Origin of the sequence: Plectonema radiosum NIES-515 (assembly GCF_025753815.1) — a bacterium.
Lineage (GTDB): Bacteria > Cyanobacteriota > Cyanobacteriia > Cyanobacteriales > Nostocaceae > Hassallia > Hassallia radiosum_A.
In genome coordinates this window covers 1-14848 of sequence record NZ_JAOWRF010000114.1, presented here as the reverse complement: position 1 = coordinate 14848, position 14848 = coordinate 1, and the positions used below count along the sequence as shown (strand labels likewise).

Genomic DNA, 14848 nt, shown 5'->3' with positions numbered 1-14848 from the left:
GTGGGTGTGGAGTAGTTGATAATGGGGGATGGTTAGTGGGGAGTGGGGAGTGGGGAGTGGGGAATAAAAATAATTACCAATTTTCAATTTTCAATTACCCAATTTTCAATTACCCAATTCCCAATTTTCCATTTTCAACGCTTCGGTTGCGGGTTTTCTAGAGGTGGTGGAATTAGCGGAACATTAATAGGTTGTGGGGTTTTGTTCAAATTGGGAGTTGGGGGTGGTTGTGGGGCTGCCGTCGGGGTAGGAGGAACTGTTGGAGGAGAATTCGTGGTTGTGGAATCTCGTCCAAAAAATAAGAGCGATCGCGCAGTTTTAAAGTAAGTTGCCCAAACATGCGGGTCAGGACGATTTCGCCATTGCGGACGACTAACTTCTAATGCCAAAACTGGAGCGATCGCCCCATAATTTTGGGCGGATACAATTACGGAAACGTCTGTAACTAAAATATCTTGGTCAAAGCTGCGTTGAGCAGCTGCCCTAGCTACTGCTTCCGCTCTCCTGATAATGGTTTCGTAGTTTTCTTCTGGTAAGCTGTCAATTGCTAAGTCAACCCTTGCGGTATAAGCTTGCACATTCTGAGGTGCGATCGCTTCACACACAAGCCACACCGGAATTGCAGTACCGAGCAAAACAATTAAAGGAACTATCCGGATTTGTTTGGCAATTTGGCTAATAACTGGAAAGGGAATGATGGATGATAGTTGGTGAGCAACACTTCTGCTCATAACTTTATGCTCCTTACTGATAATCTGTAGTTTGAAATAAGCAAAGGTATTTTCGGATAAAAAATGTAATAAAAATTACACATAACAACGCTCTCCCCCGTCTTGAAAGACGGGGTTTATCCCTATCAGAAGAGCCATTCAGAATCACCTGAACTATATGACATAGGTTAGCCTTGTTTTTTCAGCAAAGCCAACCGCAATTTTATGCAAGTAAACAATAACACTCAAAAGCGCGATGGCAAATCATTGGGCGATCGCTATAGGCATCAATCAATATCAATTCTTTCAGCCTTTAGGTTGCGCTCAAGCAGATGCTGAGGCAGTCTTAGATTTTTTCGTTACACAAGCGGGTTTTTCGTCGCAACAGTGTCTGTTGATGACAGATACTTCAGCAGCTATTGGCAATAGATCGACATATCCCAGCAAAGAAAACATTCTCGTTTTGCTTGAGGATTTGGTAGCCCATTTTTGGCAACCGCAAGACTATGTATGGTTGTTCTTTAGCGGTTACGGAGTTAATTACAACGGCAACGATTATTTAATGCCAGTAGAAGGAAATCCGGCTCAGGTGCTTCAGACTGGGATACAAGTGCGATCGCTGATGCAAAGTCTGCAATTTGCAAACTTGAATCTTGTTTTAGTGTTCGATATCAACCGCACTTTTGGCACTCAAGGAAATGCGACTGTTGGCAAAGAAACTTTAGACTTAGCCCAAGAACTACAAATTGCCACAATTCTTTCTTGCCAAAGCGAACAATTCTCTTACGAAAGTAACGAACTTGGTCACGGAATCTTTACCGAAGCGTTGTTAGCAGCTTTGCATTCCGGTCATGGTAGCAGCTTAACAGAGTTAAAAAGTTATTTGAGCCTCCGCACGCCAGAATTTTCTCAACACTACTGGCGTCCTACACAAAATCCGGTTGTGATTATTCCATCAAAACCGCAACAAATCTTACCTTACCAAACTCAGAGAAGTAACAGTGACGAAGCCTCAATTTTTCCTACAGAAGAAATCTTTGCGGTTGCTGTTGCAGCTTCCTCGCTCCAAGAAAGTTTTCCTAAAGTAACTTCGGCTCAGTTACAACAAGTTCCACTTGAGCCAGTAACCTGGGGAGAAGCCCCAACTATAAGTTCTATATCTCGCAGCTTCGGAGGAGGTCAAGCAACAGAAGAGGATATTTCTACCCTGGATTCCCTACCGACAACTACAGGTAGAAGATTTATTCCTTCACCTGAACCCTATGTCTCTCAATTATCTGCTTCTAACACAACCAACTTTCCCCAAAAAAGAACGAGATATGCTCGATTGTGGAAACAGCTTGTATTGTGGGGTGTCGGTACCACAATGGTACTAACTTCAATCGTGCTAATTTGTGTCCGCAATAAGCCAGGATTTAGATTTACGGAAATATTGCCAAAAGCACCTACCACTGCCACTAGTGATATAAATGTGGGCAAAACACCAACTGTCCGCTCTATTTCCGAGACAATCGCTCCAGTTACACCAAAAAATCAACCAAACTCACAAACAGCTTTCATTTCCAAATCACTACAGCGAAACCAAGCTGTATTAGACTTAGCGAAAAAGTCGCTCAGACAAACCCAAGCTAGCGATTTAAGAATGGCAATTATTACTGCTCGGAAAATCAAAGCTGGTGAACCGCTCTACGATCAAGCTCAGGAGAATATTAAGATTTGGAGCCAGCTGATTTTAGATTTAGCGGAGGGTCGAGCCAAGCAAAAACAATATGGGAGTGCGATCGCAGCAGCTGTATTAATCACCAAAAGCGAGCCGTTTTATCCCAAAGCTCAAGCTGCAATTACTCAGTGGCGGTTAGAAGCAAAGCAGTATGTTAGTAATACCACACTTTTAGACGCAGCTAATGGCTTAATTCAGCCCGGACAAGCATCTACTTATAATCGAGCGATCGAAGTCGCGAAAAAAGTATCACCTGGTCAACCGGGCTTCGATGAAGCACAAAAATCGATGAATAAATGGAGTAAAATAATTTTATCTCTTGCCAAAAAGCGTGCTGCTAGAGGTGAATTCAAAGCCGCAATTCAAACCGCTCTTTTAGTTCCAGAGGTAACAGCTCCTTACGAAGAAGCTCAAACAGCAATTCAAAAATGGCAAAAAAAATAGTAGAGACGTTCCGCCGGAACGTCTCTACCGCCCGAACCGAACGTCTCTACCGCCCGAACCGAACGTCTCTACCGCCCGAACCGAACGTCTCTACCGCCTTTCATTCTTAGCAGTACTGTGATATATCCTCGCCGCAATCATCGGCTAGATAGCACAGCGCTCGAAAGCGTAATCCAACCACTTCGTCATATAAGGGGTTGAGCTTACACATTGGTGGAATGTGAAACAGGGTTTTACCGAATAATTTTACATCGCGCTCAAAGGGACATTGAGCCGGAATCAATTTGCACAAACGGTGAGCAAAAGTGCGATCGCTTACTTTAATATTGTCTATCCGAAGCCGCAGCGGTTGAAGAATGTCACGGTCAGGCTCTGAGGAACGACTGTACAGGGCGGTTACATTAGTATCAGATGCATTTGCTGGATTTAACGATACCCAGCTTGCTAAAAAAATCTTTCGTGTGGTATTATCAAATACCTTCATGTTTCGCTCCTCTATGTTCTTGAGGGTCTGGAACTGTCCGATGACTCTCTACAATGTGTAAATAACTTTTTCGGGAAGAATCGTGTTTTGACTTAGACACACTCTGATGTTTAGGTAGCTACTAGAATCAGAATCTATTTCTTACTACGTCAAGTTAACCGCACTTTTCCCAAAACTGGAAGTCTAATAGTCCTATCTTCTTGATAACTTGACACACTTTAAATGTTAATAAAGACATCTGCCTTTAGACAGGTTTTATTGTAACATTTACAAAACTTAATTCAAGTTGCTTGTGCCAGTATTTTTACTGGGCATTGGGCATTGGGCATCGGACAAGGAGGACAAGGAGGACAAGGAGGACAAGGAGGACAAGGAGGACAAGGAGGACAAGGAGGACAAGGAGGACAAGGAGGACAAGGAGGACAAGGAGGACAAGGAGGACAAGGAGGACAAGGAGGACAAAGAAGCATCTTATCTCCCTTGTCTCCCTTATCTCCCTTGTCTCCCTTGTCTCCCTTATCTCCCTTGTCTCCCTTGTCCCCCTTGTCCCCCTTGTCTCCCTTGTCTCCCACTTCCTAGTCCCCAATTCCCAATCCGTTGTTCCCAGTCTTCGGTAAAAAAGTGATTGTTGTTGAATATGGAATTTATAGCGTATTAGGGTTGACTTACTTAGGGTTAGCGTTGGGTAGCCTACCTGGGTTACGGATGAACCGTGCGACGATCGCTTTAGTTGGATCTGCCTTTCTAATTGCTTTGGGTGCGGTGACTTTACAGGAAGCGTGGGAAGCAATTGATGCGAAAACCATCGTGTTTCTTTTGAGCATGATGATAGTCAACGCTAATTTATCCTATGCAGGATTTTTCCCACAGGCACTGTCGGTATTATTGAGTTTTACCCGGAGTCCTCTAGGTGTATTAATAGCCTTGACTTTTGGCAGTGGTATCCTCTCCGCGATTTTTCTCAATGACACTATAGCGCTGATTTTTACACCATTGACATTGAGCTTGACTCAAACTTTGGGTTTAAATCCGATTCCTTATTTACTAGCAGTTGCGGGAGCAACTAATATTGGCTCGGTAGCAACTTTGAGCGGGAATCCGCAAAATATATTGATTGGCTCGTTTTCCGGTATTGGCTATTTAGAGTTTTTACGGGCATTAATTCCAGTTGCCCTGATTGGCTTGATAATTCAGATAGGATTGCTGTGGTTGCTTTACCCAGATGTGCGTTCACGGAGTGTGCCGCAGGTATCGCACGCTTCAAGCGATCGTTTATTCACCACAAAAACACGCATATTTAAACCGCTATATCAAAAAACTTTAATCATCACCACCGGATTACTCATTGCTTTTGTTGCCGGCTTACCCTTAACAGAATCTGCCTTAATCGCTGCTAGTTTATTGCTAATTACTCGCCGAGTCAAGCCACAGCGCATCCTCAAAAAAGTCGATTGGAATCTGTTAGTAATGTTTTCTGGACTCTTTATCCTCACAAGAGTGACGCAAAAGTTAAATTTATTGCAGCCATTCACTCATGCAATCAACTCTGCTGCTAGTTTATTGGGGGTGACAGCTATCTTGTCTAATTTGATTTCTAATGTTCCAGCGGTACTTCTGCTGCAACCGTTGATTCCTTCATATGATACACATTCGTGGTTGTTATTAGCAGCCGGATCAACTTTAGCTGGGAATCTAACTTTGTTTGGTTCCGTTGCAAATCTAATAGTCGCAGAAGCTGCAAGCGAGTTAGGTTACAAGCTGACTTTTTGGGAGCATTTGCGCTTTGGGGCGCCGCTGACTGTGTGTACTTTACTTCTGGTTTATTTGTGGGTTCATTAGCACTAATTACCCGACGACTAAAGTCGCGGCTATACGAACTAAGCCTGCCTACGCAGGCTAAAAGGTTAAACCGAGATAGTTATGAAAAATATTAATAATAACCCTAAGCTGAAAGCACTTGTTGAGTATTCAAGGTTAGTTGGGGAAAGGTTTGAGAAATAATTAGTTGGTTTCCGGTAAATACAGTTTGCTTGTAACTACCCTGTTCTAGCAGACACACCGTCAGCTTATTTTCCAGGGGGTCAACAATCCAATACTCTATAACGCCAATAGCGGCATATTCAGAGGTTTTTTGGTTATAGTCTCGGTCAACAGATTCGGGACTTACCACCTCAACTATTAGCGGTGGAGCAGTCTTGAGGATAGCTGAAGTACTCTCAATACTTTGTGCCTGCTCGTTAGTAATCACACAAACATCAGGTCGTCTGGATTGTTTGTTGGTCAGCACCTCTGTCCCGTTAGGACGCGGTTGTAAAGGCAGTCCGCTTTTTTGAATTTCTAAAAAGAAGCGAACTAATAGTAGGGTGATAATCGCCTCATGTTTGCCAGTACCCGGAGGCATTTCTACCAGTACCCCATCCTCAAGTTCATAGCGCTTGTCCGTACCGTCATCAAAATTTAGATAATCCTCAAGAGTGGCAATTTTGATTGGTGTTTTCGTCATAGCGATCGCCTTCTCAAATCAAGCCGCAGGTTTTTTGGCTTTATCTAACATCGTCACCAGTAGCTTATCACGTTCAAGCTGCGAACCGTCGAACCATGTAACCTGTCCAAACGTGTCATCTACAATCTTCCTTTTTTCTTGGTAGATGTGAACGTGGATACCCGCTTCTTGAGGCAGATGGCTAGTCCAAAGAACAGCTGGGGTCGATGACCACACCTTGACTTGACAATTTTGGTAGTCTCTCATATCAAGGATGCGATCGCTATCAACAAAGTCTGGGTTTTTTGTGAGTTTGTTTGCTAATTCGCTGAGGGGACTGCTAACGATAGGTTCCTTTGACCAGTTAGAATCAACGCCGCAGTTACCGCAGAAGTGCTTTTTGTGTGGGTTTTTAGCGAAGTCACCAAGGTCTAGGTGTGGGTGTTGGCAGGTGTGACAGTATAGTGTTCCTAGAGGCAGATTGTTAATCAATGCTTCTAAATATGCCAGCGCCGAAGGTGGAGCTATAACAACCCTTTTTATCAGTGCATTACCAAATAACGGCAGTGAATCAAACGATGTTACTACTACCGCCGGGAAGTTGGCATCAATACTCTTTTTACCCTGTAACTGTGGTCGGGCATGTAAGTGGATTACAACGCCATCAATATCAGGCTCGTCAGTAGTATTAATTGCCGTTGGTAGTGCTGCCCAAATACCTATCCCTCCAGCATAATCATCGGGATTGATAACCATCGGATTTTTAGTGTAATGCATAGGCTGGGTGGCGTTTGAGCATCTTATACCTCCATCTCCTTGCGCTACCTGTTGCAAATCTGCCTTTATTCCCCAGTGAACTTGATGGGTACGACACCACCAGCGTTGCGCTCCATTCCGGAACTTGCCACACGGAACTATATCGCAAGGGAGAATTACACCATTGCCGCTTTCTGCTTCTGGAAACTGTCCTATAACCCTTTCGCTAAAAGGTACGGCATTACCTAATGTCCTGCCCTCAGCCCAAACGACCGCGAACTCTTCAGTTATCCTGTTAAGTGGTGTTGCTGCTTCTTCTACCCCCAGCGGCTTAATTTTCTTGGTTTCGCCCCGCTTCTTTTCAGGGCTATAGCTTTCTTCAACTAAATATAAATAAGTAACATTGTTTTTAATCTCACGCTTGATAATCATATCCGACCCTTTATTTAAACCAGTTTCCATATACGGAATAGGAATATTTTAAAGCAAGTCTCGTATAAGGAGCGAATTTCAGCTAAATACCGCTTACTGTCAGCATCTTTGTACTTTGTTTTATGACTTTCTTTAGCTCTGAGATTCGCTCCATGTACTAGCATAAGTTTTTTTATAATTTCTACTAATATTCTCAGCGATCGCTTTTCCTAATAGTGGCGGTACAGCGTTACCAATTTGATTATATTGACAGAGATGTTTTTCTGCTGTTCTACCTTCTCTCATAAGTAGCTTGTGACTGACAACAGTTGGTTTGCCTTTAAAGACAAACCAATCTGGAAATGATTGAATTCTTGCACCTTCTCTGGCAGTAAAGTTTCTATTTTTATATGGATGTACAAAATTTGCATAAAATGAAGCCGCAATAGTATGACATGGTTTGTGCGGATATAATCTTCTACTATTTTGATCGTATACTTTTTCAGATATCATACCATTGCTATTTCTTTTATATGGTTTTAAATGTTCTGGAACGTCGGCAAGTGAGTCTCCCCAAGACATTAATTTAAAACGTTCTATAGTTCGTTGAGAATGTTTCATAGCTACGTGATTGTACACTTTTAGAGAACTGATTCGCATTTGATACTGATACTCATTGCTAGGTTCTTTATCATATTCAACTTCCTCGTTACCTTCTCTAGCATTGATATCAGGCAGGTCTGAAATAGCCTCCCATAATGTAGGACATAACTTTAGTGTCGAATCAAAAATTTGTAACTGTTTATTATCTGAAAAATAGTGAGTAGCTTCTGGAAAAGGTATTTCCAACTTGACACGAGAGGCAATAACAAACAGCCTGCGCCTGATTTGTGGTATTCCGTATCTAACAGCTTCTAGTATATCGGTGTAGACGTGATATCCAATTTTTTCTAGTTCTGTTTTCATAATTTCAAGAACAGGTTCTCCTGAGATTGTCTTGGCACTTATCAGTCCAGGCACATTCTCCATGATTAATAACTCTGGTTTGAAAAGTTTTCCAACTCTTAGAAAATCTTGAAACAAAGAGTTTCTAGGGTCTTTTGGATCGCCCGCATTTTTTATACAGCTTGAGTATCCTTGGCAAGGTGGTCCACCTAAAATAACATCAGGTAAATTATCCTTAAATGCATTTATCAAATATTCATCTGAAAACTTTTGTATATCTCCAACAACTACTTTTGCATCTTTGTGATTATATGCAAATGTTTCCGCAGCCCATTCGTCTTCTTCTATTGCTCCAATAATACTATTTCCTGCCAGCTTAAACCCCAGACTGAATCCTCCAGCACCTGCAAATACATCAAGTACTTTTAGCAATTAAACGCCTCCTTTCAAGGGTTAACTCGCTTACTTTATCTCACGCCAAAACGCAAAGTCGCCAAGAAGAACTTTCTTTGCGTCTTTGCGCCTTTGCGTGAGATTTTCTCTTAACTTCCTACGACGCCACTTGAGCAGCAGTGCGAGTCCGACGCCTTCTGCCATCGGTAGCAACTTTCACTGGAGGTTCATCAGGAATTTGCATCAACAAAGTTACAGATGGTTGACATTGCAATTCCTTTCTGATGGATCGTTGCAATTCCCGCTCTAACATGCCTTGCAATCCACCCCAGTCCATCTCTGATTGCTCGCTTTCAAAGCCAGGATTGCTAAATTCTGACCAACGCACGGTGAGGATTTCTTCAATCCGCTGTTGTACCCACTTTTGCAGAAGCGATCGCTCTATACTTGTCACCACCCCGCGCAGGTGAATTTCTGGTTTTGCCATCAGCTTGCCACTCCAATCTATTGCCGCAGCGATGGTGACGATACCTTCTGAAGCCATGCGTTGCCGTTCTTGCAATACTTTGGAGCTAACCATGCCAGAACTAGAAGTATCTACCAGTTCTATCCCAGACGGCACTTTACCAGCAATTTTCATAGAATCTTCTGTTAATTCTATGACATCGCCATTATTTATAATCACCATGTTCTCTGCCGGAATGCCCACACTTTGAGCCGTCTGGGAGTGCTTCACCAGCATCCGATGTTCACCGTGAATTGGCAAGAAGTATTTAGGTCGAGTCAATGCCATCATCAGCTTTTGGTCTTCTTGACAGCCGTGACCGGATACGTGTATGCCTTTTTCTCTACCGTAAATTACATTTGCGCCCTGCATCATCAACTTATCGATGGTGTTGACGACAGCGATGGTATTTCCGGGAATCGGGTTAGCTGAGAATACTACTGTATCGCCTTGTCGGATTCTGATATGGGGGTGTTCTTTGTTAGCAATCCGTGTCATTGCTGACATCGGTTCACCCTGGGAACCCGTAGTCAAAATCAGCACCCTATCTTCTGGTATATTCCGAACCGCGTGCAACGGCTGTAAAAGATTATCTTCACACTTGATGTAACCCAGATTACGCGCATGGGCAATCAAATTTAGCATTGAACGCCCGACAACCGCCACAACTCGATTATACTTCTGCGCCAGCTGTAAAGTCATGTTGATGCGATGCACGCTGGAAGCGAAGGTAGTCACGAACAGTCGCCCAGGTGTTTGCATGAAGATGCGCTCTAAGTTGGGATAAACTGAACGTTCTGAAGGGGTAAATCCGGGTACTTCTGAGTTGGTGGAGTCACTCATCAAACAAAGTACGCCTTTTTCGCCGTGTTCGGCTAGTCGTTGCAAGTCAAAATGCTCACCATCGACTGGGGTGTGGTCAATTTTAAAGTCTCCTGTGTGAATGACTACACCAACGGGGGTATTGATTGCCACAGTGAAACTATCGGCGATGGAATGAGTATTACGGATATACTCGACTACAAACGATTTGCCAAATCGCACGACATCACGGGGTCTGACTGTTCTTAATTCGGTGCGATCGCGTACACCAGCTTCTTCTAATTTCCCTTCTAGCATTGCCAGTGCTAGTCTCGGACCATAAATCACCGGAATGTCAAATTGCTTGAGGTGAAAAGCGATACCCCCGATATGGTCTTCATGACCGTGGGTAACGATCATCCCTTTAATTTTATGGTTATTTTCCCTCAGATAAGTTGTGTCTGGCAGAACAATGTTTACTCCGTGCATTGCCTCTGTCGGGAAAGCCAAACCTGCATCTAACAGGATAATTTCGTCATCATACTCGAAAACGCAGGTATTTTTACCAATTTCATGTAAGCCGCCCAATGGAATGATTTTTAGGGCGGAATTAGCTTCGTTTTTAGCCATTTTCTCCTGGATTGTTGAGGTTAATAAGTTGTCAGTAAGCTGTCTTCTATTACAGGCAAGAGTATTTGTGTTTTATGTCATTTGGAAAAAGTGTGAATTTTCAATTCAGATGGAACTGTTGTTAAATAAAATCGACTTTACTTTCTTCAAATTTCATACTATATCGTTAGTTTTAACACAGGCTTCATTTGTACAACCTGGTTATAATTACGTCTTTTTCTTAGTAACTGCGGAGCGCCAAAATTTGCTTCTTTCTCATCAAGTTTGTGCTGGAATTAAATTAAGTTCCTGAAGAACCGACTTTAATTTTTGAGTGACTTCTGCGTCTGATTCACACAGCGGTAGACGAGTTGAACCTACCTCCCAACCTTGAAGTTCCAAAGCTTTCTTAAGTGGAATGGGATTTGTAGTTGTAAATAAAGCTTTAAACAACGGAAATAGTTGCATATGAATCTCAGTAGCAACTTGAGTTTTTCCCGCTGAAAAGGCTTCGATCATCTGCTGTAGTTGGGTTCCTACCAGATTACTTGCAACACTGACTACTCCCTTTGCCCCGATGGCTAACAAAGGCAAAGTTAGTGAATCATCTCCAGAGTAAATCTGAAATTCTTTTGGTGTCAAGCGGCGAATTTCACTTGCCTGGTCTATATTACCACTAGCTTCTTTAATCCCGACAATGTTGTTGACCTCGGCTAAACCTGCTACTGTTTCTGCACTGAGATTTTGACCAGTACGACCTGGTACATTGTATAACAGCATCGGGAGGTCGGGACAGGCAAGGGCGATCGCCTGAAAGTGTGCTTTTAATCCGGCTTGCGGCGGTTTGTTGTAATAAGGTACAACTTGTAAAGATCCATCTATTCCTATTTTAGCGGCTTTTTGAGTAGCAGCGATCGCTTCTTTCGTAGAATTAGAACCACATCCTGCGATTACTTTAGCTTTTCCTGCAACCGCCTCGCACACTACAACAAATAACTGATATTCTTCTTCCCAAGTCAGAGTTGGGGATTCTCCAGTTGTCCCGCATACCACCAGCGTATCTGTACCGTTTTTCGCTAGATGTGCTGCAAATTCTGCGGCTACATCATAATTAACACTGCCATCTGCTTTAAACGGCGTAATCATCGCGGTTAAAACTCTACCAAAATCTACCACCCTTTTTTCACTCCTAATTACATGGATGCTGTTTTTTTCTATCTTGGTGGCTTTCTCTTGTCATAACCTATCTGCAAATTCCTTTCAAGCGTAATTTGCACATTTTAGTTGATTTTTCTGTATCTTTATTAGCAGTTTTCCTGATATAAATTTGTTTTTTTTGCTAACTTGAAACGTAGCTTGCCATCGGTTTCAGTATATTTTTTTCTACCAACAACTCAGCAATTTGCACTGCATTTAATGCTGCACCTTTACGAATTTGGTCTCCACACAGCCACAGTTCTAATCCGCACGGATGAGATATATCCTGACGAATTCTCCCTACTAAAACGTCATCTTGTCCGCTAGCTTCAATTGGCATGGGAAAATGATTTGTTTCCCAATTTTCTACCAATTTTATACCAGGGGAATTACTTAAAATTTCTCTAGCTGATTCCACACTAAAAGGTGTGGTAAATTCTAAATTAATTGCTTCCGAGTGAGCGCGAAGTACGGGAACCCGTACACAAGTTGCGGTAATTCTTATATCTTGATTTCCAAATATTTTTCGGGTTTCGTTAATCATTTTCATTTCTTCCTCGCAGTATCCCAAATCATTCAATGGGGAGTTATGCGGAAATAAATTAAACGCCAATGGGTAAGGAAATACTTCCGCTATTGGTGGTTGTCCTTGTAAAATAGCTTTTGTTTGGGTTGTGACTTCTGCCATTGCTTTGGCACCGGCGCCACTAGCAGATTGATAAGTTGCAGCGACAATGCGCTGTACAGGCTTAACTTGGTGCAATGGATAGACTGCTAATGCCATTAAAATTGTCGTGCAGTTGGGGTTGGCAATAATGCCAGTATGGTTAGCTGCGGCTTGGGGATTTACCTCTGGAACTACTAAAGGCACTTCTGGATTCATCCGAAAAGCGCTGGAATTATCAATTACCACCGCACCTGCTGCCACAGCAATTGATGCCCAAACTTTGGATATTGAACCTCCGGCACTAGCCAGCACAATATCTACATGATCAAAGGCATCATCCCTCACCGCCTCAACTGGTAAATTTTCCCCTTTAAATGGTAGAGTCTGCCCTGCACTACGAGCGGACGCTAATAACTTTAAATTAGAAATTGGGAAATTACGACTTTCTAACAATTGCAGTAATTCTTTCCCAACTGCACCAGTTGCTCCTAGAATAGCTACACTATAGGATTTAGACAAATTTGCTTCCTCCTGACTTCACGAGTATTTGTAATTTCTTGTTGGCAAATCCCTGATTTATCCATATTTAATTATCAATAGCAAATATAAAATAAATCTGAATAGTTCTCTTTACGTATCTTTTAATCTAATACATTATTTATTTTATTGGTTATTTTAAGTAATGTTGCAATTTATGATAATTACTATTTTAATTTTTTCCTAATTTAAAATAAATATTATATAACAAACTATCATGTTTAGCGCTAAAACAAGTTTGATATGTGCACTCTTGTTGCCCTAGAAGCCGGATGGCGATCGCTTTCACCTTCAATTCTGTGTAAACGAGGTTGCCAGAATGATGGATATACTATGATCCAAATGGACGTTTTTGAGCTATACCTCAAGGCAACTGGCGTTTGAGGCTAAAAGCACTGGACGAACTGCTGGTTGAGAACCAGGATATCACGGTGTAAGCCCCAGAGCGAAAAACTAATTTGGGGATTAGAGGTTAGGGGCTAAAGGCTAGCAGTACTGACGCAATTTTTCCTTTATTACTTTTACTAGTCCCCAGTAAAGAGTCCCTAACCCCTAATGCCACGTAAAGTTATTGCGCGATTAGTGTCAAGTGTTTTGACATTAGCAGTAAACTGGATCTCTGCTGAAGGGCATCCATTTTTAGGTAGAGACGCTCTACTTTTATGCGTCTCTAGTCCACTCGGAGTAAAAATAGCAGACAACACAGACGAAGCATGAAAGTTACCCAGGAAAAACTTCCCGCTAGCCAAATAGGGCTGGAAATCGAGATTACGCCAGAAATGACTAAGCAAACTTACGAAAAGGTCATTAAGAACTTCACAAAAGATGCTAATATTCCTGGGTTTCGCAAAGGCAAGGTGCCTCGCCCCATATTGCTACAGCGCATCGGTACAGCTAGAGTGAAAGCAGCAGCACTAGAAGAAATAATTCAAGATGGCATTGAAAAAGCGGTAAAACAAGAAAACATTCAGGCGATCGGACAACCGCACTTGCGATCGTCGTTTGAGGAATTGATTAATAATTATGAACCGGGCAAAGCTCTGATATTTTCCGCCGGTGTAGATGTAGAACCAGAAGTAAATCTGGTTAAGTATACCGAATTTGAAGTGAAAGCTGAGGAAATAAAATCCGATCCAGAGCGAGTGGATACAGTCCTAGAGAGCGAACGTCAGTCGATGGGAACATTAATTCCTGTAGAAGGACGTGCAGCCCAAATCGGGGATGTGGCTGTAGTGGATTTTAAAGGTGTGTACTTCAAAAAAGAAGACGAAACCGCAGAACCGGAGCCAATTCCTGGCGGTGAGGCAGAAGATTTTCAAGTAGAGTTGCAAGAAGATAAGTTTATTCCCGGTTTTGTGACGGGGATGGTAGGGATGAATCCTGGTGAAACCAGAGAAATTTCCGCTCAGTTTCCCGATCCCTATGCGAACGAAGAATTAGCCGGTAAAAAAGCCAAATTCACGGTAACGCTCAAAGAAATTAAAGAAAAAGAGCTACCGGAAATAAATGATGATTTCGCTCAAGAAATGAGCGATTTTGATACATTAGCTGAATTGCGTGCTTCTTTAGAAGAGCGATATGAAAAAGAGGCTGCTACCAAAACTAAAGCAAATAAGCAAGAAGCCTTGTTAGCAGAATTGCTCAAACACGTAGAAGTAGACTTACCAGAAACAATGATTTCTGTTGAAGTCGATCAGATGCTGACGCAAACAGCGATGCGGCTTTCTCAACAGGGGTTGGATGTGAAGAAGCTGTTTACCCAAGATATTATTCCTCAGTTGCGGGAGCGATCGCGTACTGAAGCAATTGAACGCTTAAAGCGATCGCTTGCACTTGTAGAAATCGGTAAACGTGAGTCCATCGAAGTCACACCCGAAGAAATCGAGGCAAGAGTCACAGAACTGATGCAAGAGTACGCAGATCAAGATGTTGACCCCGAAAGACTCCGGGCAGTAGTCGATCAGGAACTCTCAACCGAAAAAATCCTCGATTGGTTGATAGAACACTCATCAGTTGAACTTGTACCTGAAGGTTCTTTAACTCCTCAACTTGAAGAAGCAGAATCACAAGAATTAGAAGCAGCTGCACCTGAGATAGAGGAACAAACCACCGAATCTACTCCAGAATCAACACAGGGAGAGTAGGGGGATAAGGGGGACAAGAGGGACAAGGGGGACAGGGGGGACA

Annotated in this window: 13 protein-coding genes; 5 read left to right on the top strand and 8 right to left on the bottom strand. The window is 42.6% G+C overall.

What is annotated here, in order from left to right; translation table 11 throughout:
• Positions 1-134 precede the first annotated feature (134 nt).
• Positions 135-731 carry a hypothetical protein gene (locus tag OGM63_RS07815; protein WP_263744948.1) on the bottom strand — a complete coding sequence of 199 codons (597 nt, stop codon included), beginning with the start codon at positions 729-731 and terminating at the stop codon, positions 135-137.
• Between the two features lie 235 nt (positions 732-966).
• Between OGM63_RS07815 and OGM63_RS07810 the strand changes: the two genes are divergently transcribed.
• The gene (locus tag OGM63_RS07810) at positions 967-2874 is read left to right on the top strand and encodes a caspase family protein (protein ID WP_263744947.1); all 1908 of its coding nucleotides are present in this window, start codon (positions 967-969) and stop codon (positions 2872-2874) included.
• Positions 2875-2980: 106 nt separating this feature from the next.
• On the opposite strand, the gene OGM63_RS07805 is transcribed toward OGM63_RS07810, so the two are convergent.
• Positions 2981-3358 carry a Mo-dependent nitrogenase C-terminal domain-containing protein gene (locus OGM63_RS07805; RefSeq protein ID WP_263744946.1) on the bottom strand — a complete coding sequence of 126 codons (378 nt, stop codon included), beginning with the start codon at positions 3356-3358 and terminating at the stop codon, positions 2981-2983.
• Between the two features lie 321 nt (positions 3359-3679).
• On the opposite strand from OGM63_RS07805, the gene OGM63_RS07800 reads away from it, so the two are divergent.
• On the top strand, positions 3680-3937 hold the full coding sequence (locus OGM63_RS07800; RefSeq protein WP_263744945.1) for a hypothetical protein: 258 nt from the start codon (positions 3680-3682) through the stop codon (positions 3935-3937).
• 42 nt (positions 3938-3979) lie between these two features.
• Positions 3980-5197 carry an anion transporter gene (locus tag OGM63_RS07795; protein WP_263744944.1) on the top strand — a complete coding sequence of 406 codons (1218 nt, stop codon included), beginning with the start codon at positions 3980-3982 and terminating at the stop codon, positions 5195-5197.
• Between the two features lie 103 nt (positions 5198-5300).
• Here the strand turns inward: OGM63_RS07795 and OGM63_RS07790 are convergent, their stop codons facing one another.
• The 6 genes from OGM63_RS07790 to OGM63_RS07765 form a co-directional block, all read right to left on the bottom strand.
• Positions 5301-5861: a Uma2 family endonuclease gene (locus OGM63_RS07790; protein ID WP_263744943.1), complete on the bottom strand. Its 561-nt coding sequence runs from the start codon at positions 5859-5861 to the stop codon at positions 5301-5303.
• Positions 5862-5879: 18 nt separating this feature from the next.
• Entirely contained in the window at positions 5880-7028 is a 1149-nt protein-coding gene (locus OGM63_RS07785) for a hypothetical protein (RefSeq protein WP_263744942.1), read from the bottom strand.
• Positions 7029-7160: 132 nt separating this feature from the next.
• Entirely contained in the window at positions 7161-8384 is a 1224-nt protein-coding gene (locus OGM63_RS07780) for a DNA cytosine methyltransferase (protein WP_263744941.1), read from the bottom strand.
• Between the two features lie 118 nt (positions 8385-8502).
• Positions 8503-10281 (bottom strand): ribonuclease J, encoded by a 1779-nt coding sequence (locus OGM63_RS07775; protein ID WP_263744940.1) that lies wholly within the window; start codon positions 10279-10281, stop codon positions 8503-8505.
• 258 nt (positions 10282-10539) lie between these two features.
• A complete protein-coding gene (gene dapA, locus OGM63_RS07770; protein WP_263744939.1) occupies positions 10540-11436 on the bottom strand; it encodes a 4-hydroxy-tetrahydrodipicolinate synthase in 897 nt (298 codons plus the stop codon).
• A gap of 163 nt (positions 11437-11599) precedes the next feature.
• Positions 11600-12643 (bottom strand): aspartate-semialdehyde dehydrogenase, encoded by a 1044-nt coding sequence (locus tag OGM63_RS07765; protein ID WP_263744938.1) that lies wholly within the window; start codon positions 12641-12643, stop codon positions 11600-11602.
• Positions 12644-12904: 261 nt separating this feature from the next.
• Here OGM63_RS07765 and OGM63_RS07760 point away from each other — a divergent pair, with 261 nt between their 5' ends.
• Together OGM63_RS07760 and tig are read left to right on the top strand one after the other, a co-directional pair.
• Positions 12905-13045, top strand: coding sequence for a hypothetical protein (locus OGM63_RS07760; RefSeq protein WP_263744937.1), 141 nt, complete (start codon positions 12905-12907; stop codon positions 13043-13045).
• Positions 13046-13374: 329 nt separating this feature from the next.
• Positions 13375-14805: a trigger factor gene (gene tig, locus OGM63_RS07755; RefSeq protein WP_263744936.1), complete on the top strand. Its 1431-nt coding sequence runs from the start codon at positions 13375-13377 to the stop codon at positions 14803-14805.
• Positions 14806-14848: the final 43 nt, after the last annotated feature.